Source organism: Vibrio antiquarius, assembly GCF_000024825.1.
Classification (GTDB): Bacteria; Pseudomonadota; Gammaproteobacteria; order Enterobacterales; family Vibrionaceae; genus Vibrio; species Vibrio diabolicus.
Genome location: NC_013456.1, coordinates 817,896 through 842,189 on the forward strand (window position 1 = coordinate 817,896; position 24,294 = coordinate 842,189).

A 24,294-nucleotide genomic window follows, 5' to 3' on the forward strand; every position below is an offset into this window, starting at 1 on the left:
CAAACATTTTTTCGCGATTATTTTGTAAGTTAAGAAGGAGATAAAATAATCATTAATTCCACGTTTAGACGTCTAGACTCCTGAAGTTTGTGTGATAGGATGGAAAGATAACTAAAGGAATGAGGCTGTACTGTGGGAAGTAACGTAAGACAACAGATTGAAGCTCAATTGAAGCAACGTATTCTTTTGATTGATGGTGGTATGGGAACCATGATTCAGGGATACAAACTTGAAGAGCAAGACTATCGAGGAACGCGCTTTGCGGATTGGCATTGTGATCTAAAAGGTAACAACGACCTGTTGGTTCTAAGTCAGCCTCAACTTATCAAGGAAATTCACGCTGCATATTTAGGAGCGGGTGCAGATATTCTCGAAACCAACACGTTTAACGCAACAACCATTGCGATGGCTGACTACGAGATGGAAAGCCTAAGTGAAGAAATTAACTTTGCTGCTGCCAAGCTTGCACGTGAAGTTGCAGACGAATGGACCGCAAAAACACCCGATAAACCGCGTTATGTCGCAGGGGTTTTAGGGCCGACGAACCGCACTTGTTCTATTTCTCCTGATGTAAATGACCCCGGATATCGAAATGTTTCTTTCGACGAGTTAGTTGAGGCTTACTCTGAATCGACTCGAGCGCTGATTAAAGGTGGTTCTGACCTTATTCTTATCGAGACCATCTTCGATACTCTTAACGCTAAGGCTTGTTCATTTGCTGTTGAAAGTGTGTTTGAAGAGATGGGTATTGAGTTACCTGTGATGATCTCGGGGACTATTACCGATGCTTCCGGTCGGACATTATCCGGTCAAACCACAGAAGCGTTTTACAACTCATTACGTCATGTTAAACCGATTTCGTTTGGTTTGAACTGTGCGCTGGGCCCAGATGAGCTTCGTCCTTATGTTGAAGATCTCTCGCGTATATCAGAATCTTTTGTTTCCGCTCACCCAAATGCTGGGCTTCCGAATGCATTCGGCGAATACGATTTGTCGCCAGAAGATATGGCTAAGCATGTTCAAGAGTGGGCTCAAAGTGGCTTTTTAAACTTGATTGGTGGGTGTTGTGGCACAACTCCAGAGCACATTCGCCAAATGGCACTCGCGGTTGAAAATGTCGCCCCTCGTCAATTGCCTGACCTTCCCGTTGCTTGTCGCTTGTCTGGCTTAGAGCCGCTCGCCATTGATAAAGACTCTTTATTCATCAATGTCGGTGAGCGTACGAATGTAACTGGCTCTGCGCGTTTTAAGCGCTTGATTAAAGAAGAACTGTACGATGAAGCGCTCGATGTGGCTCGTCAACAAGTTGAAAATGGCGCTCAAATTATCGATATCAACATGGACGAAGGCATGTTGGATGCACAAGCTTGTATGGTTCGATTTTTAAATCTTTGTGCGTCAGAACCTGAAATCTCAAAAGTACCAATCATGGTCGACTCTTCAAAGTGGGAGGTTATTGAAGCCGGTCTTAAGTGCATCCAAGGCAAAGGCATTGTTAACTCGATCTCTCTCAAAGAAGGTAAAGAGAAATTCGTTGAACAAGCTAAGTTGATCCGCCGTTACGGTGCGGCTGTGATTGTGATGGCGTTTGATGAGATAGGGCAAGCAGATACACGTGAGCGCAAAGTGGAAATTTGTACCAACGCTTACCGAATTCTCGTTGATGAAGTGGGCTTTCCACCAGAAGACATCATCTTTGACCCAAACATTTTTGCCATTGCTACGGGTATCGAGGAGCATAATAACTACGCGGTGGATTTCATTGAAGCCGTTGGCGATATCAAACGTGATTTACCACACGCGATGATCTCGGGTGGTGTTTCTAACGTTTCCTTCTCATTCCGCGGTAATAACTATGTGCGTGAAGCGATTCACGCGGTGTTCCTCTACCACTGCTTTAAGAATGGCATGGATATGGGGATTGTGAATGCGGGTCAGTTAGAAATCTACGATAACGTGCCTGAAACGCTGCGTGAGGCTGTGGAAGATGTCGTTCTTAACCGTCGCGATGATGCCACTGAGAGGTTGTTAGATATCGCGGCGGAATACGCAGGCAAAGGGGTAGGTAAAGAGGAGGATGCCTCTGCACTTGAGTGGAGAACTTGGCCTGTTGAAAAGCGTTTAGAACACGCGTTAGTGAAAGGAATAACCGAGTTTATCGTTGATGATACCGAAGAGGCACGTGTCAATGCTTCAAAGCCATTAGAGGTGATTGAAGGCCCACTCATGGATGGGATGAACGTCGTCGGAGACTTGTTTGGTGAAGGTAAAATGTTCCTTCCTCAGGTCGTAAAATCTGCCCGAGTGATGAAGCAAGCGGTAGCGCATCTCGAGCCCTACATCAATGCAGAAAAGCAGGTGGGACAAACAAACGGTAAGATCTTGTTAGCGACGGTAAAAGGTGATGTACACGATATCGGGAAAAATATCGTAGGCGTTGTATTGCAGTGCAATAACTATGAAATTATCGATCTTGGTGTCATGGTTCCTTGCGAAAAGATCTTAAAAGTAGCGCAAGAAGAGAACGTCGATATTATTGGTTTGTCAGGGTTGATCACGCCTTCATTAGACGAAATGGTGCATGTTGCAAAAGAGATGGAGCGTCTCGACTTTAACTTACCTCTTCTCATCGGTGGCGCAACAACGTCAAAAGCCCATACAGCAGTTAAGATTGAGCAAAATTACAAGCATCCAGTTGTTTACGTGAATAACGCCTCACGTGCGGTGGGCGTATGTACTTCTCTATTGTCAGATGAACGTCGCCCTGAATTTGTTGAAAAACTTGAAGCTGATTACGAACGAGTACGTGATCAACATAATCGAAAGAAACCGAGAACCAAACCAGTGACATTAGAAGCGGCTCGAGCGAATAAAGTTGCGATCGATTGGGAAGCTTACACTCCTCCAGTGCCTGTTAAGCCTGGTATTCATATCTTCGATGATTTTGATGTGGCTATATTACGTCAATACATCGATTGGACACCATTCTTTATGACTTGGTCACTTGTGGGTAAGTATCCAACAATTTTCCAACATGAAGAAGTTGGTGAAGAAGCAAAACGTTTATTCGAAGATGCCAACGAGTTACTTGATCGAGTTGAGCGAGAAGGCCTGTTAAAAGCGCGTGGAATGTGTGGCTTATTCCCTGCTGCGAGCGTGGGGGACGACATTGAAGTTTATGCTGATGAAACTCGTACCGACGTTGTGAAAGTACTGCGTAACTTGCGTCAACAGACCGAGAAACCAAAAGGATTCAACTATTGTTTATCTGACTACATCGCACCTAAAGAGTCGGGTAAACATGATTGGATAGGGGCATTTGCTGTCACTGGTGGTATTGGTGAACGAGAGCTTGCTGATGAATACAAAGCACAGGGAGATGATTACAACGCAATTATGATTCAAGCGGTGGCGGATCGCCTAGCCGAAGCGTTTGCTGAGTATTTGCATGAGCGTGTCCGTAAAGAAATTTGGGGTTATGCTGCGGATGAAGATTTATCTAACAATGATCTCATTCGTGAAAAATACCAAGGTATTCGCCCTGCGCCGGGTTATCCAGCGTGCCCTGAGCATACTGAAAAAGGACCGCTTTGGGAGCTACTTAATGTGGAAGAGAATATTGGCATGACTCTAACCTCCAGCTATGCAATGTATCCGGGCGCGTCAGTCTCTGGTTGGTATTTCTCTCATCCTGACTCACGTTACTTTGCGATCGCACAGATCCAAGAAGATCAGCTAGAGAGCTACGCCGATCGTAAGGGGTGGGATAGGATCGAGGCTGAAAAATGGTTAGGGCCAAACATTAACGGTTAAATTGATGTTTACCTCGTTCAAATGTAACAACTATTGAAACAACAAAGGGCTGCAGATACGCAGCCCTTTGTTTTATTGAGTTGAACTTACTTCTCAAACAACTCGGTGTGGAGTTTTTGTATGGCTTGTTTCGATACCGATTCATGGAGCAAGAAGCATAAGTTGTGAGGACTAGCGCCATAACAAATCATGCGTAGGTTAAAATCTTCTAGCGTGCCAAAAACCTGTTTCGCGTAGCCTTTACTCTCACTCATGTTGTTACCAATGAGAGCAACGAGGCATAGGTCATGTTCAACTTCTACCTTACATAACTCTTCTAACTCTTCTCGTACAGCTTGCGGCAGCTGTGGTGCTCCGCCAGATGTATCGGTTTGATCAAGTGTTAACGATACACTGATTTCAGATGTCGTGATTAAATCGACCGAGATCTTATGCTTTGCAAGGATCTCAAAGACCTTTGCTAAGAAGCCGTATGCGTGGAACATGTTGGCGCTGCGTAGCGTTACCATGGTTTGGTTACAACGCAAAGCTAGCGCACGGAACAACGGTGAGCTTTCGACTTGGTGGCGAATCCAAGTTCCCCCTTTTTCTGGCTCTTTCGATGACCCTACAAATACCGGAATGTCGTGGCGCAATGCGGGTACTAGCGTAGAAGGGTGAAGGATTTTAGCGCCAAAGTTAGCCATTTCTGAAGCTTCACTAAAGCTGATCTCGGGAATTGGTGAGGCTTTTGGCGCAATTCGCGGGTCTGTTGTGTAGATGCCCGGAACATCAGTCCAGATTTCTAACCCTGCCGCTTTGACGCTCTCAGCAATTAAGGCGGCGCTATAATCGCTGCCTCCTCGACCTAGTGTTGTTGTATTACCGGCTTCGTCAGATCCTATGAAGCCTTGAGTAACAACAACGGATTGTTGGCAAAGTGGTATGAGTTTATCTTGCGCAAGCGTCGAAATTGCTTCAATGTTTGGCTCCGCGCGACCAAAGTTGTCATCAGTACGCAGCACATCGCGGATATCAAAGCGCACAGCTTGAATGCCTCGCTCACACATTAACTGAGTTAGAATATGCGTCGACATGAGTTCGCCACATGCGACCAAATGATCGGTTAACTTCGCACTAGCTTGGATAGATGCAGCCTCGGCCAGGCTGGTTACGGTATCTAATATGCCATACACCTCGGCAGCAGTTTTCGTGCTGTCTTCGAGCTGAGTTAAAATGGCGTCATGAATGTTGGCCAGATTTTGCAGCAGCTCAGTACGGTGCGTTTGATCCTGAACACCGTTGGCGAGTTCTACCAATAGGTTGGTGACGCCAGAGCAAGCGCTGCTCACGACCAAGCGAGTATTTGGATTGTTTTCGATAATGGTGGCACAACGACTCATTGCCTCAAAGTTGGCAACACTGGTTCCACCGAATTTAGCTACGTTAAATGCGCTCACTGCGTTCTCCCACGACTTCCTAAAAAATTGTACATCCAATGTTTAGTGAGAAAAGGAACAGAGCAAAAAGAGAGGTATTTAGAATGCTATTTGAAAAATTTACCCTCAGAAGCCCTTCATCAGACTGCGCTGATGACAGTTGATGGGATTCAGCCCAATTCAACCGACAAGTCAAACCCTGCAACTTTGACTTACCTCGGCACTACTCCCCCTCAATGATTGGTGTTGGAATTGCGGTTCCACAAATCATCTACCTGGGTAGCGCTCCTCTTCTACATAAAGCTCAAACATTGAACGGTTTTGAGGCCTTAATGTCAATCAATATTTCAACCTTTATGGTGTTTTTTATTAACGATTTTGTGACACTGGTTTGACCTCCATACTTACGGCTAATTGCTGATAGAGGAAAAATCTATTAGGGTGAAGAACCCTACACCTGAGCCATGTTATTGAATAGAACTTTTAGAATGCTCAGGATAAAAGATAATCAAGGAGCTGACATGTCGATCCAAAGCTTTATTCCACCTCACCGTATTTTAATGGGACCTGGTCCTTCTGATATTTATCCTCAAGTGTTACAAGCGCTAAGCCGTCCTACCGTAGGTCACCTTGATCCTCTGTTTATCGGTATGATGGATGAGCTCAAGCAGCTATTGAAGTATGCCTTTCAAACTGACAATGAGTTCACTATTGCGGTTTCAGCGCCAGGTAGTGCAGGGATGGAAACCTGCTTTGTAAACTTGATCGAGAAAGGCGACAAAGTGATCGTCTGCCGTAACGGTGTATTTGGTGAACGCATGCGCGAAAATGTCGTCCGTGCTGGTGGTGAAGTTGTTATCGTCGATGATGAATGGGGGACGCCTGTTTCCATTGATAAAGTCGAGCAAGCACTCGAACAGCACCCAGATACAAAAATTCTTGCTTTTGTGCATGCGGAAACCTCAACTGGTGCAGTCAGTGATGCTCAAGCATTGGGTAAGCTGGCGAAACAGCATAATGCATTATCTATTGTTGATGCGGTGACATCGCTTGGTGGTGTGCCGTTAAAAGTGGATGAATGGCAACTGGATGCGGTTTACTCTGGTAGTCAAAAATGTTTGTCATGTGTACCTGGGCTCTCACCAGTGACGTTTTCTCCTGCCGCGATTGAAAAGATTCAAGCAAGAACAACACCAGTACAGAGTTGGTTCCTCGATCAGAGTTTAGTTTTGGGGTATTGGAGTGGAGAAGGCAAGCGTAGTTACCATCATACGGCGCCAGTTAATAGCTTGTATGCGCTTCATGAAGCTTTATTGATACTGAAAAATGAAGGATTAGAAAACGCTTGGGCTCGTCATCAACTGATGCATGAAAAACTCAAAAATGGCCTACAAAAGCTAGGTTTTGAATTTGTTGTGGACGAAGCCCATCGTTTGCCGCAATTAAATGCGATTTACGTGCCTGAAGGAATTGATGAAGCAAAAGTTCGTGCTCACTTGCTAGAAACCTATAACCTAGAAATTGGTGCAGGCCTCGGGGCATTAGCTGGTAAAGCGTGGCGTATTGGCTTAATGGGTTACGGCGCTCGACCTGAAAACGTTGCACTGTGCTTAAAAGCGTTAGAAGAGTCACTCACTGAATAAAGCTATACCGCAATGAGATAAAGAAAAGCGAAGGTCATCCCTTCGCTTTTTTGTACTTATTACTCTGCACCTGAAGTGGGTGCTGGTGAGGCAGAGATTGCTTGAGAAGGTGGTCGGTAATTGACGTCACTGAAATCAATCTTCGGGAACAAAAACTGCGCTTCAGCTCTGATTTGCTCCGCTTTACTTGAGTCATCTAAGCCTTGGTAGGCCAAAATCAAATTATTATAAAATGCAGGGCGAGGCTTATCTTTGATGATTTTTAGCGACCAATCGATATAAGGCTGAATCAAGGTTGCGTCTTGTTGGTACAGCCCAATGTTTAAAAACGTGCTATAGACATCCCAATCAAACCTGTCTTTCCAAACTACAGGGTTACTGACTTGATTCAGAATATCAGGGTTAGTTGGCCTAGTGGCCTCAAACTTCGTCAATACATAGTTCGTATGCAATGCGCTTACCATGTAAAACGTAAACGTAACGGGAAGTACCAAACTAAAGACTCGCAGCAAGCTTTTGGTCACATTACTAAAGCCGACTTGTCGATAACGAGAGACGCGCTGATCGACCCAGTACAGCAGGATAACGAAGATCAACCAATGTACGAGAGAGTGGTAGAAAGGGTATTCCAGTTGTGAGTGCAATACGATAGGTATAAACAAGGCCAGCAACGCAAGACGAGTTCCGCGTTTGGCTTGATAGATTCGATACAGTACCAGTGCCATCGCTAAGAAGATGCCGAGTATTGGCAGCAAACCACCTTCTACTCCCCAGTAAAGTAGCTCGTTATGCGGATGATCCATGGCTGGCAAACCAGCTGGGTAATTCTCATTTAGGGCATGTTGACGAGCCGTATACAGCATGTACTCAGATTCAAACTTGCCATATCCATAGCCAGTAAAAGGCTTTTCAATCACCATGTCTAATGTTTGCGGAAAAGTATACGCTCGAGGAGACTCCATGTTTACTTTTTCTGCGGCTAACCCACTTCCATCAGGAAAGGCAAGATACATGACAACGACTGAGAGTGCGAGCCCAGTGACAAGCGACGTAACCCAGCGGATAAAGCGCCCTTTGGTCGCAAAACGATACATGTATGGGATGACCAACAACACGGCGATGATCGATGCTAACCAACCAGTGCGTGAAGCCAACGCCACAATCAATGGTAAGGTTAAAACTGGCACTGCATAGAGAAGATAAACATCGCTTAACTTACGGTCGTATTTGTAGGGCTGACGTGCAAGTAAATAGCTGGCAATCACCAATCCTGTCGCAAGAAAACTGGCCATTACATTAGGCTGTTGGAAAATACCATAAGGACGATTGGCCATCGTGTCGTAGCCAAACGGATTGCCTGGTTTGAGATACAGATATTGTGTCAGACCAAAAATGGCTTCGATAACAACCGCAAGGACAATGAACCATAACAGGCGTTGGCGATGTTTATTACTGAAATGAAATTGTTGTAAGACAATAAAAAACAGGACGCCACACCACAGACCAATGAGCTTGTTGGCTGCCAAACTGCTATTCGCATTTGGGTACAGAATGGGTACCGTCATGATAAGAGCACTAATGAACAAGCCGATGGTTAATTTTGAGTAACGTAGCGCTCGATTATTCGCGAGTTGGTAGCACCCAATGCCTAATGCAAAGCTAAAAGCAATCCAAGTTGTCGCATTGAAGGAAAGTGAAAGTCCTGAACCGCCGGGGTTGGGCATGAAAAAGTGCATTGCCAACACAAATAGTGTTGCCAAGGCAATGAGAAACTTGCGATTGAGGGGAACCTGTACTTTTTCGGGAGAAAGCTTTGTTCCACTTACATGTATAGTAGCCATAGTTATTGCGTTGTTTTGAATGAAAAAAGACCAGCACTTGCTGGTCTCGGTACTTTACCTGTTTTTTCTACTTCAATATAGGCTTAAGGAAGTGAGCTGTGTGCGAACCCTCGATTTGCGACACATCTTCAGGTGTGCCTTGAGCGATTATCTCGCCGCCACCCTGTCCCCCTTCAGGCCCTAGATCGATAATCCAGTCCGCAGTCTTAATGACATCTAGGTTATGCTCGATCACCACGACAGTATTTCCGTGGTCGCGAAGTCTGTGCAATACAGTGAGCAACTGCTGGATATCATGGAAGTGCAGGCCGGTTGTTGGTTCATCCAAAATGTACAAGGTTTTTCCTGTATCACGCTTGGATAGCTCTCTCGCTAGTTTCACACGCTGAGCTTCACCACCGGAGAGTGTCGTTGCCGCTTGACCTAGGCGAATGTAAGACAAGCCAACATCCATTAGAGTCTGTAGCTTACGTGCTATAGCAGGTACGGGTTCAAAGAACGTTCGGGCGTCTTCGACCGTCATTTCTAGCACTTCATCAATGGTTTTGCCTTTGTAACGTACTTCAAGTGTTTCACGGTTGTAGCGCTTACCTTTACATACATCACATGGCACATAAACATCTGGTAGGAAATGCATTTCAACTTTAATGACACCATCACCCTGACAGGCCTCACAACGACCACCGCGTACGTTAAAGCTAAAACGTCCAGGCTTGTAACCGCGAGAACGCGACTCTTGTGTGCCTGCAAACAGTTCACGGATTGGGGTAAAGATCCCCGTATAGGTTGCAGGGTTAGAGCGAGGTGTACGACCAATTGGGCTTTGATCGATATCGATAACCTTGTCGAAGTGCTCTAGGCCTTTAATCGATTTATAAGGTGAAGGTTGAGCCGTTGTTGCTCCGTTGAGTTGGGTGTGAGCAATTTTAAAGAAAGTATCATTAATCAGCGTTGATTTACCTGAGCCAGATACCCCTGTAATACAGCTGAATAACCCAACAGGAATAGAGAGATTAACGTTCTTAAGGTTATTACCTGTTGCGCCTAAGAGCTCAACCGTTTTTTTCGGATCACGCGGCGTGCGATCTTTCGGTACTGCGATTTCTTTAACGCCACTTAAGTACTGACCTGTCAGAGAATTCGGATTTGCGATGATCTCTTCCATGGTGCCTTCCGCGACAACATTACCACCGTGTACGCCAGCGCCAGGACCGATATCTATGACATGATCCGCACAGCGAATCGCATCTTCATCGTGCTCTACTACAAGTACGGTGTTACCTAAATCACGCAAATGAGTGAGCGTTCTTAATAAGCGTTCATTATCACGCTGGTGGAGACCAATCGACGGTTCGTCCAGAACATACATCACACCAACAAGACCCGCCCCAATTTGGCTGGCTAAGCGAATACGTTGAGCTTCACCACCAGAGAGCGTTTCGGCGCTGCGAGACAGGTTCAGATAGTTCAAACCGACGTTAACTAAGAATTGCAGGCGGTCGTTGATTTCCTTCATCACTTTTTCAGCGATTTGGGCTCGTTGACCTTCCAGTTTCAAGGAATGGAAGAATTCCAATGCATCAGCAATGCTAAGTTCAACAATCTCAGGCAGTGTCGTATCAGCAATAAACACGTTACGTGCTTCAAGGCGCAGACGAGTACCACCACAGCTTGAACAAGATTTAGTGGAGATGTATTTCGCAAGCTCTTCACGGACAGAGTTGGATTCTGTATCACGATAACGACGTTCTAGGGTATTCAGAATACCTTCAAATGGATGGCGCTTAACGCGAATATCGCCACGATCGTTGATGTATTTAAACTCAATCTCAGTACGACCAGAGCCCTTTAGAATGACATCTTGCGTTTTCTTTGGCAGAGAATTAAAAGGGGCATGGAGATCGAAACCATAATGATCGGCCAATGAGGTGAGCATTTGGAAGTAGTAGTAGTTCTTTTGATCCCAACCGCGAATCGCACCTTGTGCCAAGCTTAATGAATCATCTTGAATTACTCGGCTTGGATCGAAGTATTGCTGCACACCCAAACCATCACAAGTGCCACATGCACCAGCAGGGTTGTTGAATGAGAAAAGTCGCGGCTCTAACTCTTGCATGCTGTAACCACATTGTGGACAAGCGAAGTTGGCGGAGAAAATAATCTCTTCACCGTCTCCATCCATTGGCGCGACAACCGCAATTCCGCCTGATAACTCGAGCGTGGTCTCGAAAGATTCCGCTAAGCGCTGTTGCAGATCGGGACGAACTTTAAAGCGGTCGACCACGACTTCAATGGTGTGCTTTTTATGTAGCTCTAGCGTTGGAGGATCAGATAGATCGCATGTCTCTCCATCAATACGCGCACGAATAAAGCCCTGAGCTGCCAGGTTCTCAAGCGTTTTAACATGCTCACCTTTACGCTCTTTGACAATAGGGGCCAACAGCATCATTTTGCTGCCTTCTGGCATCTCTAGAACTTTGTCCACCATTTGACTGATGGTTTGTGCGGCAAGAGGGGCATGGTGCGTTGGACAGCGTGGTTCGCCTACACGAGCATACAACAGACGTAAGTAGTCGTAGACTTCGGTAATTGTACCGACGGTTGAACGCGGATTATGAGAAGTAGACTTCTGTTCAATAGAAATCGCGGGTGATAACCCTTCAATATGGTCGACATCGGGTTTTTCCATCAGAGACAAAAACTGACGAGCGTAGGCAGAGAGAGACTCTACGTAGCGTCGTTGGCCTTCTGCATACAATGTATCGAAAGCGAGAGAGGATTTACCGGAGCCACTTAGTCCAGTAATGACAATCAGTTTATCGCGAGGGATTGTAAGATTAATGTCTTTGAGGTTATGGGTTCGGGCACCGCGAACTTCTATTTTATCCATCGTTTTTGCTCTATGTATAACCAAGTGGGGCAAGTATTACATAGTGTGAGAAATGTGCAAAGAAAATTACTGGATAAAAAAACAGTAAAAATAAAAGCCCAACATAATGCTGGGCTTTAGAAACAATAATTTCGTACTACGACGATGCTTTATACCGCTTTTTGTGTTGCGTGTTTACCTAACTCTGAAGCTTTTTCATCTTTTAGATAAAGGTTTTCAAAACAGTAGTTGGTTGCTTCGATGTAACCTTCAACACTACCACAGTCAAAGCGTTTGCCTTTGAATTTGTAAGCCAAGACACAGCCCGCTTTTGCTTGTTTAAGTAGCGCGTCAGTGATTTGAATTTCACCACCTTTACCTGGCTCTGTATTTTCAATCAGTTCGAAAATATCAGGGGTCAGAATGTAGCGACCAATGATCGCAAGGTTGCTTGGTGCCGTGCCTTTCTCAGGTTTTTCTACCATGTCGTCTACGCGGTAGATGTCATCTTTGATCATTTCACCAGAGATAACGCCGTATTTGTGAGTCTCATCTTCTGGGACTTCTTGTACGGCAACGATAGAACAACGGAACTGTTTAAATAGCGCCACCATTTGAGCTAGCACGCCTTCTTCTTCGTTGACACAAAGGTCATCAGCAAGAACGACGGCAAATGGTTCGTCACCCACCAGTTCACGCCCGGTCAGAATCGCGTGGCCTAAGCCTTTCATCTCGCGTTGACGGATGTAAGTGAAGTTTGCAGATTCAATGATTTCACGGATATCTACCAATAGCTCTTCTTTATTGGTACCGCTAATCTGGTGTTCCAGTTCGTAGTTCTTATCAAAGTGGTCCATGATAGAGTGTTTGCCACGACCCGTCACAATACACATGCCGTTCATACCAGCTTGAATTGCTTCTTCAACGCCGTATTCAATAAGCGGTTTATTCACGACTGGCATCATCTCTTTTGGCATAGATTTCGTTGCTGGTAAGAAGCGTGTGCCATAGCCTGCAGCAGGGAACAGACATTTTTTAATCATTGGGGGAATATCCTATCTCGTTATTATCAAGAATCTGCGCATAACTTTAACACGAGAGTCGTCAATGAATCATGAATAAAGTAGGAAAAAGTGTGAGACTCAGTGCGGAAAAAAGATGAGCGACTCGTCATTTCAGTCATTAGAGTCGCGGCATCGCATCATGACATTAAGTTTTGATCTGCCCACGCGATAGCCTGAACGCGATTCTTCACTGATAGCTTTTTGAATATCTGATACAAGTGCGATTTGATGGTGAATTCACTGACAAATAATTCCTCGGCCATTTGGCTGTTCGATGCGCCAGCTTGCAAGCAACGCAGTACTTGCAGCTCGCGAATGGTTAGGTCTACCGTGGCTGGGGCAGTATGAGTATTAATGACGTTACGGTAATAGTGTAAAAGTTGACTGGTTACATTACGCGGCAGCCAGTTTTGACCGTTAACAATGCCTTTTAATCCTTCTCCAATTTGCTCTAGCTTATCTTCGGAATAGAACAGCCCCTTTAATTGACCAAATGAAAGAAGCTCATCCGTGGTCAGCCTTTTAGGGACATTGAACACAACGGTTTCAAAGTTCTTCCATACCAGCGGTAAGTTTTTGATCGATTGAACGAATGATTTATGTTCACTGAAGTCGATCAGTAGGATTTTATTACGATGCTGTGGCTTAGCTTCCATGAGTGCTTCGGTTGAAATCACCGGGATGCTCATATCAATGTACTTTTCGAGTGCTGCCACCTTTTTTTGCGCATTATCTTCCATACTGATCAGAAATAGCTTTCTTGCGTAAGCCGACTTTCTCACGAGTTCAAATCTCCCAGTGTTCAATAAAGGCCATAAGTTGGCATTAAAGAGAGGTTATAACCATAGCTTTACTGAATAAATGCGTTCGAATTCAAAGCTTCACGAAACGATGTCTGCAACGCGAATCAAAAGTGCTACATGCGTAAGTTGAAATGCGATTTGGGTTCTAGTAGGTGACTCATTAGATCACAATGGTATTAGACTTTAATCAAAACATTAAAGCGTGCTATTCTAATGCGCTAAAATTTTATATATCCAGAGTGAAACGGAGCACATCATGGCCAGCCGTGGAATTAACAAAGTTATTTTGGTGGGGAATCTAGGTAACGACCCTGAAATTCGTTACATGCCGAACGGCGGTGCAGTAGCAAACATTACTATTGCGACTTCTGATTCATGGCGTGATAAAGCGACTGGCGAACAGCGCGAAAAAACGGAATGGCACCGTGTTGTGTTGTTCGGCAAACTTGCGGAAGTAGCAGGTGAGTACTTGCGTAAAGGTTCTCAAGTATACATTGAAGGCCAACTGCAAACTCGTAAATGGCAAGACCAAAGCGGTCAAGATCGCTACTCAACTGAAGTCGTTGTTCAAGGCTTCAACGGCGTGATGCAAATGCTTGGCGGTCGTGGTCAAGGTGGCGGCGCACCAATGGGCGGTCAACAGCAGCAGCAAGGTGGATGGGGTCAGCCTCAACAACCAGCTCAGCAGCAGTACAATGCGCCTCAGCAACAGCAACAACAGCAGGCTCCGCAGCAACCACAGCAGCAGTACAATGAGCCACCAATGGATTTTGACGACGATATCCCGTTCTAAATTCTGCTTATGCTTGAATCGAAAAGGCCGCGAATATCGCGGTCTTTTTTATTGTCGCTATCTAATGATCTCAAAGGCTTATCTCAGCAAGGTTAGGCGTAACAATAAAACTTATCAATGAGTGTGATGTTCTTTATGCTCCAGCCTCTCACTATCAGACGAATCCGATTGTTTGATGAACTCTTATCAAGTATAAATATTTCAATAAGGTATATGATGAATAAAAAAGGAATTTGGTATTCATGAGGTATACCCCAACTCTTAAGTTAAGCACACGGCTGGTGGCTTTTGTCACCATGATCGTCATCTGCGCCATGTTTATCTTGTTTGTCGGTGGCACCCTCTCTTTTAAGCGTCTTGGGCAGGAATATCTCACCCATTATTTAGAAGGGATCGTAGAGGTGGTCGACAAGGAGATGGAAGATCCTGACGCTGCTTATTCTATGCAGCGCTGGATGCCGAAAATGCTGCAGGCTTCCAATATTGTCGAAATGACATTGTCGACCAACAATGCGGTTGTTTATCGCTTCAAAGATACTTCTCATCAAATGGAAGCGTCAGTCTTGTTTGAGACAGAATACCAACTGACTCACAATCAAGATTACACGATTCATTTTAAAGCGATCCCGCCTTACTTAGGTTACAGCTACTCAATGCAGGCGCTTTGGTCGATCACGCTTGCCGTTATCTTGATCATCTTCTGTTTAATGCGTGGCGTTGCGTGGCTTAAGGAGCAATTAGAAGGCTCTGAAATGCTCGAAGAGCGAGGCAGGATGATCCTTGCTGGTCGGGTAGAGCAGTATGCAAAAGGTGACAAAAAAGAATGGCCTTATACTGCCAGTGAAGCGCTCGATGTATTAATTGAAGAGTTACAAGATGCGCGTCAAGAGCGAAGTCGATTTGATACCTTTATTCGCACTCAAACCTTCCTTGATAAGTTAACAGGTACCGCCAATCGAGTGCTATTTGATAGCAAACTGGAATCGGCGTTACTAGAAAGTGGGGCTCGCGGCGCCGTGTTGCTAGTACGTATTCAAGACTGGAAACTGGTTGAAGAAGAGCAAGATAAGCAAATTACGGATGAGTTTATTGTTGAAGTTGGGAGTTTATTATCCAACTTAGTTCAGCGATATCCTGATGTTGTATTTTCTCGTTATTACGATGCTGATTTTGCGTTATTTCTGCCGCATCAAAGTGCCAAAGATGTGGCTAATTTGGCATCACAATGCATTCGCCAGTTAGAAAAATTAATTCCGCCAGAGCCACTCGACCCAGATAACTGGTGTCATATCGGCATCACTACTTATAAAGAGGGTGAGCGACACAGCCAAATCATCGATGAGGCAGAGACAGCTTTGCGTAGTGCGCAACTACAAAATAACAATAATTGGAGTCGCTTCAAAAAATGGAACCACGATGAAGAAGCTCGCGGAAGTGTGAGGTGGAGAACGTTATTTGACACAGCACTTACACCAGAAAATGTGATACTCTACGCACAATCTGTGCACCCAATAAGTGATGCGACGCATAAAAAATCATTATATGAAGAGTTAACATGTCGGATTCGCGATCCTGAGAATGGCATTGTTAAAGCGTCTCGGTTTATTTCTGCGATCAGACAGGTTGGTTATGAAGCGCAAATGGATAAGTCAGTTATTAATAAATTCTTAAGAGACTTTAAGGATAATTTTGATAACTCAAGATCGTATGCGCTCAATTTGAATGTAACGCCTTTTTCTAACCGAGAGTACTTTAAATGGTTTCGTGATGAACTCTTACAGTTGTCACGTGAACAGAGAAAGTGTCTCAGTTTTGAGTTTGTTGAAGCACAATTTGTAAGACACTTAGACTTTATGCGACCAGTCGCTAAAATGCTGGCCGGTTTAGGGTGCCACTTAATGGTTGGGCAGGCTGGACGAACCATCGTCAGCACTCACTATTTAAAAGAAGTGGATATTCGTTACCTTAAACTTCATCGCAGTTTAGTAGCAAAAATCGACCAGCGACATGAGAACCAGCTATTTGTCCGCAGCATGCTAGGTGCCGCGGCAAACAGTAAAACTAAAATCATAGCAGTGGGAATTGAGAATCAACACGAGCTCAACACGTTAATTGAGCTCGGGGTTTATGGTGGGCAAGGGCGCTACTTCTCTGCAGAGCAGCAGTTTCTTCCTCGTCCACAAGCATTGCCAAGTTCTCAATCAGAATCCCAAGTGAAATTGGGAAGACGAAATCGCTGGCGTAAAAAATAAAGATAATAATCATGGATTTCAAAGCACTACTCGACAAGCTCAAACGATCATCTGGTGGTGGTCGTTCCTGCTTTTTGGTTATTCAGCCAGACGCCGTTTATTTATCATCTTCAATAAAAAGTGGCCGCCCATACCAATTTGATATTTCTGAATCCAATTGGGAGAAAGCCGTAGAGCAAGCATTGAGCGTTGCTGCTAGTGCGTATGATTCTCTAACGGTTGTCCTTTCTCATAACTATTATCAGATGTATCAAATTGACAAACCTGTCATGCCGCGCCAAGAATGGCCTGCAGCATTACCGTTTTTGTTGAAAGAACTGATCTCTGAGCGTGCCGTCGACATCATTGCCGATGCGGTAGAGCTACCCAATTCAACCAAAGTGCAAGCTTACGTCTTATCACGAAAAATGTTGGATAAGATCGTGTTACTGGCCAGTCGCGCCCAGTTGCCATTAGAAGCTATTCTTCCTGAAGACGACATTTGGGGAGAGACCGCAGGTGAACTAGGTAACTTCCTATTATTACAACGCAGTGTGCGTGGTCACTTCCGTATTAGCGCTTTTGTCGAACATACTATCGCGTTCCATCGTTCGATTCGCAGTGTGACGCCACCGTTAACGGGTGTTCCGTCTAGCGAGTTACAGATGGATAGCCTCTCGTTAGAACTGCAACGTTCGATTGATTATCTTTCTTCTCAGTTGCGCCATGTGCAGCTGCATCAATTGAAAGTGTGTTGTGATGAGGAGGATGAGAGTGAGCTTGTTCAGTCTCTGAACTATCGTTTAAGCACTAAAGTTTCTCCGTTATTACTACCAGAACATGAGTTATCAGGACACGTTTTAGCAGATGCTGCTGCGGCTTCTAATACTCGACGCGTTAACTTATACCCTGATTACTTAAAGCCGAAAAAAGAGCTCCTGACACTAAAAAATATCGCGTTATCTTGGGGTGTCGCGGCTGCGGCCATTCTACTCTCTTACGGCTATGTGACTTGGCAGAGCAGCGGTTTAGAAGATGAAATTGCTATTGTAAAAAGCAAAGGCGATATCATGAATTCAGAGCTTGAACGCTATCAAGTCAAGCTACGTAAACATCAACCCGACAATAATAAGCTGGCAGCTAAAGCCCGCTTAGAGCGTGAAGTCAAGGCGAAGCGAGACTCGCTTAAAGCCGTCGGGAAATACGATGACTCGCAGCGCACGGGTTACTCTGGCGTTATGCAATCATTAGCTAAGCTAGGAAACCAAGAAATTTCTTTGTCCGAAATTCGAATCAATAACCATACCTTAGATCTGAAGGGACTGGCGAAAAAGCCGAGCTCAGTACCAAGTTGGGTTAACCAATTTAAAAATGAAATTAGCTTGGTTGGCCGGACATTTGACGACGTCAAAATTGGCCGAAATGATAAGGATATTGTGACGTTTGAACTAAAAACGCGCGAGGATAAAGAGAAATGAACGAATTCTGGATCTCATTAGAAGAGCGCTTTGGCGAAATGAGCGCGCGTGAAAAAGTGCTTATCGCGCTGTGTGGTTTAGTTGTCGTGATCATGTTGCTTTTTACGCTGGTACTGGAACCAAAGCTTAACGAGATCATCAGTAATGAGAGGCAACTAAGCAATTTAAAGCAAGCCAATCAAAAGATTGAAATCGACACGCTACGTATTCAAGCGCAGCTGAAGAAAGATCCAAACGCTGAGATTGATCGCGCGATATCTAACCTGCTAACAGAAAGTCAGCACCTTTCGATGCAGCTAGCGGAGATCATCGAACACCTTATTACACCTTCGCAAATGGCTGAGCTGCTGGAAAATGTATTAGAGCAGCAAAGTGGCATTCACCTTTTGTCTTTGCAAACTTTGCCATCTGAGCCAATTACGGAAGATAAAGAAGCATCGCAATACTCTGGTTACTACGTGCACCCTGTACGCATGGAGCTGATTGGCGACTACTTTTCTATTGCCAATTATCTAAATAAGTTGGAGAGCCTTCCTGCCAGTTATTATTGGCGCAGCTTTAGTTACAAAGTCGAAGAGTACCCGAAAGCGAAGCTTGTGTTGGAAGTCTACACACTAGGATCTCGAGAGGAGTTTATTGGTGGTTAAAAAACTCATCATCTCATTGCTTGTCATGGCTGCGACAGGAACCGCTTGGGCGAACCAAGATCCAACGGCACCACTTGGCTGGGAAAAGCCTGCGGTTGAAACGTCAGCGAAACCAAAAGCAAAACAGTACCGACTGCCTACGCTCAACAGTATTGTGTGTAAGCCAAGTACTGCTTGTGTCGCGATTATGGATAACAAGCTTGTTGAAAAAGGCGAGCTATTTAAGGGTTATCGCGTCGCGAGCATTAATAGTGAATTTGTAACTTTAAAGCGTGGTAACCGTCAGTGGGACCTAGAGCTTTTTGGTTTAAACGTAAAAAAATAATAACCAGAGCCTGATCAGATATGCGCAAATTAGTTGTAGGAATAACGATTGCTTCTTTAATGGGATGTTCAATGGGTCACCGTGACCCCGTGGAAGTCAAAGAAGCACTCAATGAATCTATCAATCAAGCGAACAGCCGCACGTTAGAAGAAATTCCTTCTTCTGTCGAAGCGGACCTGATGCCTAACTTAGACTCGAATGTTGCTTCAGAGCAAGGCACCTCGAAGCGTTTCCGTATTCAAGCGAATGCGGTCGATGCACGAAGCTTTTTTGCCTCTCTAGTCAAAGGCACTGAGTACAGCGTGGCGATTCATCCAGCGGTACAAGGTAATATCACCGTCAACTTGTCAGATGTTACGTTGGATGAAGTCCTGAACGTTGTACAGAACATGTATGGCTATGATGTGGTGAAGTCTGGCAAAGTTATTCAAATCTACCCTGCTGGTATGCGTACGGTAACCATTCCTGTTGATTACCTCCAGTTCAAACGCTCTGGTCGATCATTGACGAGCATTGTCACGGGCTCAGTGACCTCGGCTGGTACGTCTAATTCTGGCGGTAGCTCAGACAGTTCTGACTCATCAGACTCTGACAATGGAAGTAACAACGGCGATAGCTCGACCACATCTACGGGCGGTACGCGCATCGAAACCATCACTGAAAGTGACTTCTGGCCGATGCTGCAGCAAGCCGTTGCGAATCTAATTGGTTCAGGCAAAGGACAAAGCGTTGTCGTAACACCACAAGCTGGAGTGATTACGGTTCGAGCGTTTCCAGATGATATTCGAGAAGTCCGTGAGTTCTTAGGTGTATCGCAGGAGCGCATGCAGCGTCAGGTCATTCTTGAAGCTAAAATTCTAGAAGTGACGTTGAATGATGGCTACCAACAAGGCATCAACTGGTCGAACTTATCGGCGTCAATTGGTAACTCGGGTAGTGTCGTAGTGAACCGCCCTGCGTCGGCATTACCACCGTTGGATGCGATTGGCACGCTATTGGGCGGTCAAACCAACGTGACTATCTCTGATGGCAACTTCAATGCTGTGTTGAGTTTTATGTCTACACAAGGTGACTTGAACGTTCTTTCGAGCCCTCGTATTACCGCTGCCAACAACCAAAAGTCGGTCATCAAAGTGGGTACCGATGAGTACTTTGTTACCGAGCTATCGAGCAATGCAGGCAACGGTGAAAACTCAAATGCCGTTCCAGAAGTGGAATTAACACCATTCTTCTCAGGTATCTCTCTCGATGTGACTCCGCAAATTGATAACAAAGGCAATGTGTTCCTGCATGTTCACCCTGCGGTTATTGAAGTCTCGGAAGAAGTGAAGAAATTGAACTTGGGCGGTGAGTTCCAAAACATCCAATTGCCACTGGCAAAAAGCTCTATTCGTGAATCAGACTCGGTTATTCGTGCTAAAGATGGCGATGTTGTGGTTATCGGCGGTTTGATGAAACAGCAAAATCGTGAGCTTGTTTCTAAAGTCCCATTCTTGGGCGATGTGCCCGCATTGGGGCATTTGTTCCGCAACGTAAATAACGTGACTGAGAAAACAGAATTGGTCATCTTGCTAAAACCGACCGTAGTTGGTGTGAACTCTTGGCAGAAAGAGCTAGAGCGCTCTCGTGATCTGCTGCAAGAGTGGTTCCCAGATGCGCAATAAGCGCGGGGAAAGGTTCCGTTTTTCAATGAGTTTGTGATTCGAGTATGTACTTGTCACATTTTGGATTTCGAGTTCAGCCTTTTTCGTTAACCCCAAACACAGAAATGTTCTTGGGGTTAGTCCCTCACTATGAGGCGATCCAAACCATTTTAGCCGCTGTGCAAATGGGAGAAGGGGTGATTAAGGTGACAGGAGAAGTCGGCACCGGAAAAACCATGGTGTGTCGTAAGTTAATTGAGCAGATTGAATCTGAAGTCGAGCTGATTTACTTACCCAATCCAGTTTTGAATGGAGAGCAGTTGCAGTTTGCTGTCGCCAGAGAGTTAGGCATCGAGAACGATGACCCGCTACGTATTGTTTCTCTCATTCAAGAACACCTGATTCAAGTGCATTCTACGGGAAAGAAAACCGTCTTGATCGTCGATGAAGCACAAGCTCTTTCTCCACAAGCTTTAGAAACATTGCGTCTGTTCGGTAACCTAGAAACGGAACAAGATAAACTCATTCAACTGGTGTTATTCGGACAACCTGAGTTGGATGAGCGGTTAGCCAGCCACGAGCTAAGGCAGTTTCGTCAACGTATTACGTTTAGTTGTCAGTTGCGTCCTCTTTCTATCGATGAAGGCGTGGCTTACATCAGTAATCGTTTAGACAAGGCAGGCAATGGAGCGCACATTTTTTCTATTGAGCAGAAAAAAGCAATTTGGCGTTCATCCATGGGGATTCCACGTTTGATCAACCAAATTAGCCACAAGTCGTTGCTTGCGGCATTTAATGATCGTTGCACACTATTAAAAAATCATCACGTTTACGCAGCTATGCACGATACGTTTGATGCCCGTAAACCTAAGTTTAAAACACCCGTATTTTGGGGATGGAGTCAACCTTGAGTGCCATCAATAAAGCATTATCAGAACTCGCTGAAAAAACATCACCGTCAGAGCTTACTCGTGCGGACATTCCCAACGTTTCACGCAGTAAACCTTGGCTTTGGCTCGTTGCTGGTTTCTCGTTAAGCCTTGCGGTGGGCGGCTGGGCGGTCTCTCGCGGTCCTATCCCTTCAGGCGAGCTTTCATCTGCTCAAACAGAAACCATGCCATTGTCGTCAGTGAATGCTTCGTCAATCACATCATCAGAGCGTACTCATTCGCCAACGAGTAAAATGACGCCCGAGACAGCCCATGTGGTTTACACGAAGCCAGTGACACAACCGGCTGCGCAACAGCTTCATATGCCTGAGACTGATAGGTTCACGCCAAGAGCGGAGGTAAATGCGGTCTCTGAAGATGCAGTGCTACTCGCGCAAGTGGCAACGATGCCAAGCGATGAGCAATCTAATCACGTAACCCGCACGACAGCAGAAAACAGTTCAATGCGTATTGAGCAGGTTGAGCTGACGCACCGCCAGTTATCTCTTAAAGCGGTTAGCCGAGCGGAAAAAGCACTGGATGCTAACGATATGCAAACGGCGTTGTCGGCTTATGCTGAGGCGTTACGTTATGAGCCAATGAATGCAGACACGCGTCAAAAATTATCGGCGTTGTACTTTGGCAAAGGCGACACGCGTAAAGCGTATGAGATTATCCAAGAAGGGATCAACCTTGACACGAACAACCAAGTACTTCGTTTGGCCTTGTCTAAGTTGTTAGTGAAAGCTAATCAACCTGAAGCGGCGCTGAGTCCGCTTGTGCATTTGCCTCCAATACCAAGTCGAGATTACTTGGCGATGCGTGCGGCATTGGCACAAAAACACAAGCAGAATGATATTGCGCTTGAGAGTTATCAACTCCTTACTCAACGTGAGCCGGAAAATGCGCGCTGGTGGCTAGGTTTAGCGATTCAACAAGAGCGCGCGCTGACGTTTACCGCCGCGATCAACTCTTACAACCAAGCTCTGGGTAAAGTTGGAATTTCGAATCAATCGCAAGCGTTTATTCGTGACCGTTTGAGCATCTTGAAACAGCTGGAGAATGCACAATGAAAATTCAGTTGAGAAAACGCTTAGGCGATCTTCTGGTTGAAGAAGGCATCGTCTCTGAAGAACAAATCCAGCAAGCACTAAACGCACAGCGTAGCACCGGGCAGAAGCTAGGCGATGCGTTAATTGATCTCGGCTTTATTACTGAGAAGCAAATGTTGGACTTCTTGTCCCAACAACTTGGTTTGCCATTGATCGATCTTGGTCGCGCCCCTGTGGATGCGGAAGCGGTACAGATTCTACCTGAGGTACACGCACGTCGCTTACGTGCGATGGTGGTTGCTCGAAATGGGGACACGTTGCGCGTTGCCATGAGTGACCCTGCGGACTTGTTCATCCAAGAATCACTGATGAATTTGCTAGGTGAATACAACCTTGAGTTCATCGTGGCTTCAGAGCGCCAACTCATTTCAAGCTTTGACCGTTATTATCGCCGCACCAAAGAAATCGCATCTTTCGCGGAACAGTTGCATGAAGAGCATAAAGATGAGCAAAGCTTCGATTATGGTATTGATGGAACCGACAGCGAGGAAGTTACCGTTGTAAAGCTGGTTAATTCCATGTTTGAAGATGCGGTACAAGTCGGGGCATCGGATATTCATATTGAGCCAGACGATCAGGTTTTGCGCTTACGCCAGCGTATTGATGGTGTACTTCATGAAACCATCCTGAATGAAGTGAATATCGCATCGGCTTTGGTTCTTCGATTGAAGTTGATGGCGCACCTGGACATCTCTGAGAAGCGCTTGCCACAAGATGGCCGATTCAATATCAAAGTGCGTGGTCAATCAATCGATATTCGTATGTCGACGCTACCAACGCAATACGGGGAGTCCGTAGTAATGCGTCTGCTTAACCAGTCTGCTGGTTTGCGTCCATTAGAAGAATCAGGATTGCCGCCAGATTTGCTTGCTCGTTTACGTCGACAGCTGGCTCGTCCGCACGGCATGATCTTGGTGACGGGGCCGACAGGTTCAGGTAAAACCACCACGCTTTACGGCGCATTAAGTGAGCTCAACGAGCCAGGGAAAAAGATCATTACAGCAGAGGACCCGGTCGAATACCGTCTGCCTCGTATCACTCAGGTACAGGTAAACAGTAAGATCGATCTGACTTTCTCGCGTGTGCTTCGAACCTTTTTACGTCAAGACCCAGACATTATTCTCGTCGGTGAGATGCGTGACCAAGAAACGGTAGAAATTGGTCTACGGGCTGCACTAACGGGTCACTTAGTATTGAGCACTCTTCACACCAACGACGCGGTTGACAGTGCGTTACGCATGATTGATATGGGTGCGCCGGGTTACTTGGTTGCCAGTGCGGTCAGAGCTGTGGTGGCGCAGCGTCTTGTTCGCCGTGTTTGTCCAGATTGCAAAACAGAAGACCATCTAGACGAGTCACGCCAACAGTGGTTAGCTGGGCGTTTTCCAAACCAAGTGGGCACCACTTTTTATAAAGGTGCAGGCTGTCAAAACTGTAACTTGACTGGCTATCGAGGCCGAATTGGTGTGTTTGAAATGCTCGAACTGGAGCAAGAAATGATGGATAAACTGCGCGCCAATGATGCGGTTGGCTTTGCCCAAGCCGCGCGTCGCTCAGAAAACTATAAGCCACTGCTTGCTTCTGCAATGGAACTGGCGCTACAAGGCACCGTCAGTTTGGATGAAGTGATGACCCTAGGTGAGGGTGATGCTTCTGGTAAGACTGATCCCATTTTCATATAGGTA

Annotated in this window: 16 protein-coding genes and 1 riboswitch; of the genes, 11 read left to right on the forward strand and 5 right to left on the reverse strand. The window is 45.5% G+C overall.

Annotated features, from left to right (window positions below; all coding sequences use genetic code 11):
• Window positions 1-132: 132 nt before the first annotated feature.
• Window positions 133-3,813 carry a methionine synthase gene (metH, locus tag VEA_RS03920; RefSeq protein ID WP_012841363.1) on the forward strand — a complete coding sequence of 1,227 codons (3,681 nt, stop codon included), beginning with the start codon at window positions 133-135 and terminating at the stop codon, window positions 3,811-3,813.
• A gap of 86 nt (window positions 3,814-3,899) precedes the next feature.
• Here the strand turns inward: metH and lysC are convergent, their stop codons facing one another.
• A complete protein-coding gene (lysC, locus tag VEA_RS03925; RefSeq protein WP_012841364.1) occupies window positions 3,900-5,252 on the reverse strand; it encodes a lysine-sensitive aspartokinase 3 in 1,353 nt (450 codons plus the stop codon).
• A gap of 101 nt (window positions 5,253-5,353) precedes the next feature.
• Window positions 5,354-5,532, reverse strand: a riboswitch (Lysine riboswitch).
• Window positions 5,533-5,752: 220 nt separating this feature from the next.
• On the opposite strand from lysC, the gene VEA_RS03935 reads away from it, so the two are divergent.
• Window positions 5,753-6,874, forward strand: a complete 1,122-nt coding sequence (locus VEA_RS03935; protein WP_012841365.1) for a pyridoxal-phosphate-dependent aminotransferase family protein — start codon at window positions 5,753-5,755, stop codon at window positions 6,872-6,874.
• A 59-nt stretch (window positions 6,875-6,933) separates the two neighbouring features.
• Here VEA_RS03935 and VEA_RS03940 read toward each other — a convergent pair whose 3' ends face one another.
• The 4 genes from VEA_RS03940 to VEA_RS03955 form a co-directional block, all read right to left on the reverse strand.
• A complete protein-coding gene (locus tag VEA_RS03940; RefSeq protein WP_006742329.1) occupies window positions 6,934-8,715 on the reverse strand; it encodes a PglL family O-oligosaccharyltransferase in 1,782 nt (593 codons plus the stop codon).
• A 67-nt stretch (window positions 8,716-8,782) separates the two neighbouring features.
• On the reverse strand, window positions 8,783-11,605 hold the full coding sequence (gene uvrA, locus VEA_RS03945) for an excinuclease ABC subunit UvrA (RefSeq protein WP_006742330.1): 2,823 nt from the start codon (window positions 11,603-11,605) through the stop codon (window positions 8,783-8,785).
• 149 nt (window positions 11,606-11,754) lie between these two features.
• Entirely contained in the window at window positions 11,755-12,627 is an 873-nt protein-coding gene (galU, locus tag VEA_RS03950) for a UTP--glucose-1-phosphate uridylyltransferase GalU (protein WP_005397418.1), read from the reverse strand.
• Between the two features lie 158 nt (window positions 12,628-12,785).
• A complete protein-coding gene (locus tag VEA_RS03955; RefSeq protein ID WP_006742331.1) occupies window positions 12,786-13,430 on the reverse strand; it encodes a LuxR C-terminal-related transcriptional regulator in 645 nt (214 codons plus the stop codon).
• A gap of 277 nt (window positions 13,431-13,707) precedes the next feature.
• On the opposite strand from VEA_RS03955, the gene VEA_RS03960 reads away from it, so the two are divergent.
• The 9 genes from VEA_RS03960 (at window position 13,708) to mshE (ending at window position 24,291) form a co-directional block, all read left to right on the forward strand.
• Window positions 13,708-14,244, forward strand: a complete 537-nt coding sequence (locus VEA_RS03960) for a single-stranded DNA-binding protein (protein WP_012841367.1) — start codon at window positions 13,708-13,710, stop codon at window positions 14,242-14,244.
• A 242-nt stretch (window positions 14,245-14,486) separates the two neighbouring features.
• Window positions 14,487-16,496, forward strand: a complete 2,010-nt coding sequence (gene csrD / locus VEA_RS03965; protein ID WP_006742332.1) for an RNase E specificity factor CsrD — start codon at window positions 14,487-14,489, stop codon at window positions 16,494-16,496.
• An 11-nt stretch (window positions 16,497-16,507) separates the two neighbouring features.
• Window positions 16,508-17,953 (forward strand): hypothetical protein, encoded by a 1,446-nt coding sequence (locus tag VEA_RS03970; protein WP_006742333.1) that lies wholly within the window; start codon window positions 16,508-16,510, stop codon window positions 17,951-17,953.
• Window positions 17,950-18,600, forward strand: coding sequence for a type II secretion system protein GspM (gene gspM / locus VEA_RS03975; RefSeq protein ID WP_006742334.1), 651 nt, complete (start codon window positions 17,950-17,952; stop codon window positions 18,598-18,600). The genes VEA_RS03970 and gspM overlap by 4 nt, the downstream gene beginning before the upstream one ends.
• Window positions 18,593-18,925: a hypothetical protein gene (locus VEA_RS03980; RefSeq protein ID WP_012841368.1), complete on the forward strand. Its 333-nt coding sequence runs from the start codon at window positions 18,593-18,595 to the stop codon at window positions 18,923-18,925. Before gspM ends, VEA_RS03980 begins: the two co-directional genes overlap by 8 nt.
• Before the next feature lie 20 nt (window positions 18,926-18,945).
• On the forward strand, window positions 18,946-20,589 hold the full coding sequence (mshL, locus tag VEA_RS03985) for a pilus (MSHA type) biogenesis protein MshL (RefSeq protein ID WP_006742335.1): 1,644 nt from the start codon (window positions 18,946-18,948) through the stop codon (window positions 20,587-20,589).
• Between the two features lie 44 nt (window positions 20,590-20,633).
• A complete protein-coding gene (locus tag VEA_RS03990) occupies window positions 20,634-21,479 on the forward strand; it encodes an ExeA family protein (RefSeq protein ID WP_006742336.1) in 846 nt (281 codons plus the stop codon).
• A complete protein-coding gene (locus VEA_RS03995) occupies window positions 21,476-22,570 on the forward strand; it encodes a tetratricopeptide repeat protein (RefSeq protein ID WP_012841371.1) in 1,095 nt (364 codons plus the stop codon). The genes VEA_RS03990 and VEA_RS03995 overlap by 4 nt, the downstream gene beginning before the upstream one ends.
• Window positions 22,567-24,291, forward strand: a complete 1,725-nt coding sequence (mshE, locus tag VEA_RS04000; RefSeq protein WP_006742338.1) for an MSHA fimbrial ATPase MshE — start codon at window positions 22,567-22,569, stop codon at window positions 24,289-24,291. The genes VEA_RS03995 and mshE overlap by 4 nt, the downstream gene beginning before the upstream one ends.
• Window positions 24,292-24,294 lie beyond the last annotated feature (3 nt).

Coding starts and splice junctions, on each gene's coding strand:
- VEA_RS03935 (WP_012841365.1), top strand. CDS start 5,753: ATGTCGATCCAAAGCTTTATTCCACCTCACCGTATTTTAATGGGACCT.
- VEA_RS03940 (WP_006742329.1), bottom strand. CDS start 8,715: ATGGCTACTATACATGTAAGTGGAACAAAGCTTTCTCCCGAAAAAGTA.
- uvrA (WP_006742330.1), bottom strand. CDS start 11,605: ATGGATAAAATAGAAGTTCGCGGTGCCCGAACCCATAACCTCAAAGAC.
- galU (WP_005397418.1), bottom strand. CDS start 12,627: ATGATTAAAAAATGTCTGTTCCCTGCTGCAGGCTATGGCACACGCTTC.
- VEA_RS03960 (WP_012841367.1), top strand. CDS start 13,708: ATGGCCAGCCGTGGAATTAACAAAGTTATTTTGGTGGGGAATCTAGGT.
- csrD (WP_006742332.1), top strand. CDS start 14,487: ATGAGGTATACCCCAACTCTTAAGTTAAGCACACGGCTGGTGGCTTTT.
- VEA_RS03970 (WP_006742333.1), top strand. CDS start 16,508: ATGGATTTCAAAGCACTACTCGACAAGCTCAAACGATCATCTGGTGGT.
- gspM (WP_006742334.1), top strand. CDS start 17,950: ATGAACGAATTCTGGATCTCATTAGAAGAGCGCTTTGGCGAAATGAGC.
- mshL (WP_006742335.1), top strand. CDS start 18,946: ATGCGCAAATTAGTTGTAGGAATAACGATTGCTTCTTTAATGGGATGT.
- VEA_RS03990 (WP_006742336.1), top strand. CDS start 20,634: ATGTACTTGTCACATTTTGGATTTCGAGTTCAGCCTTTTTCGTTAACC.
- mshE (WP_006742338.1), top strand. CDS start 22,567: ATGAAAATTCAGTTGAGAAAACGCTTAGGCGATCTTCTGGTTGAAGAA.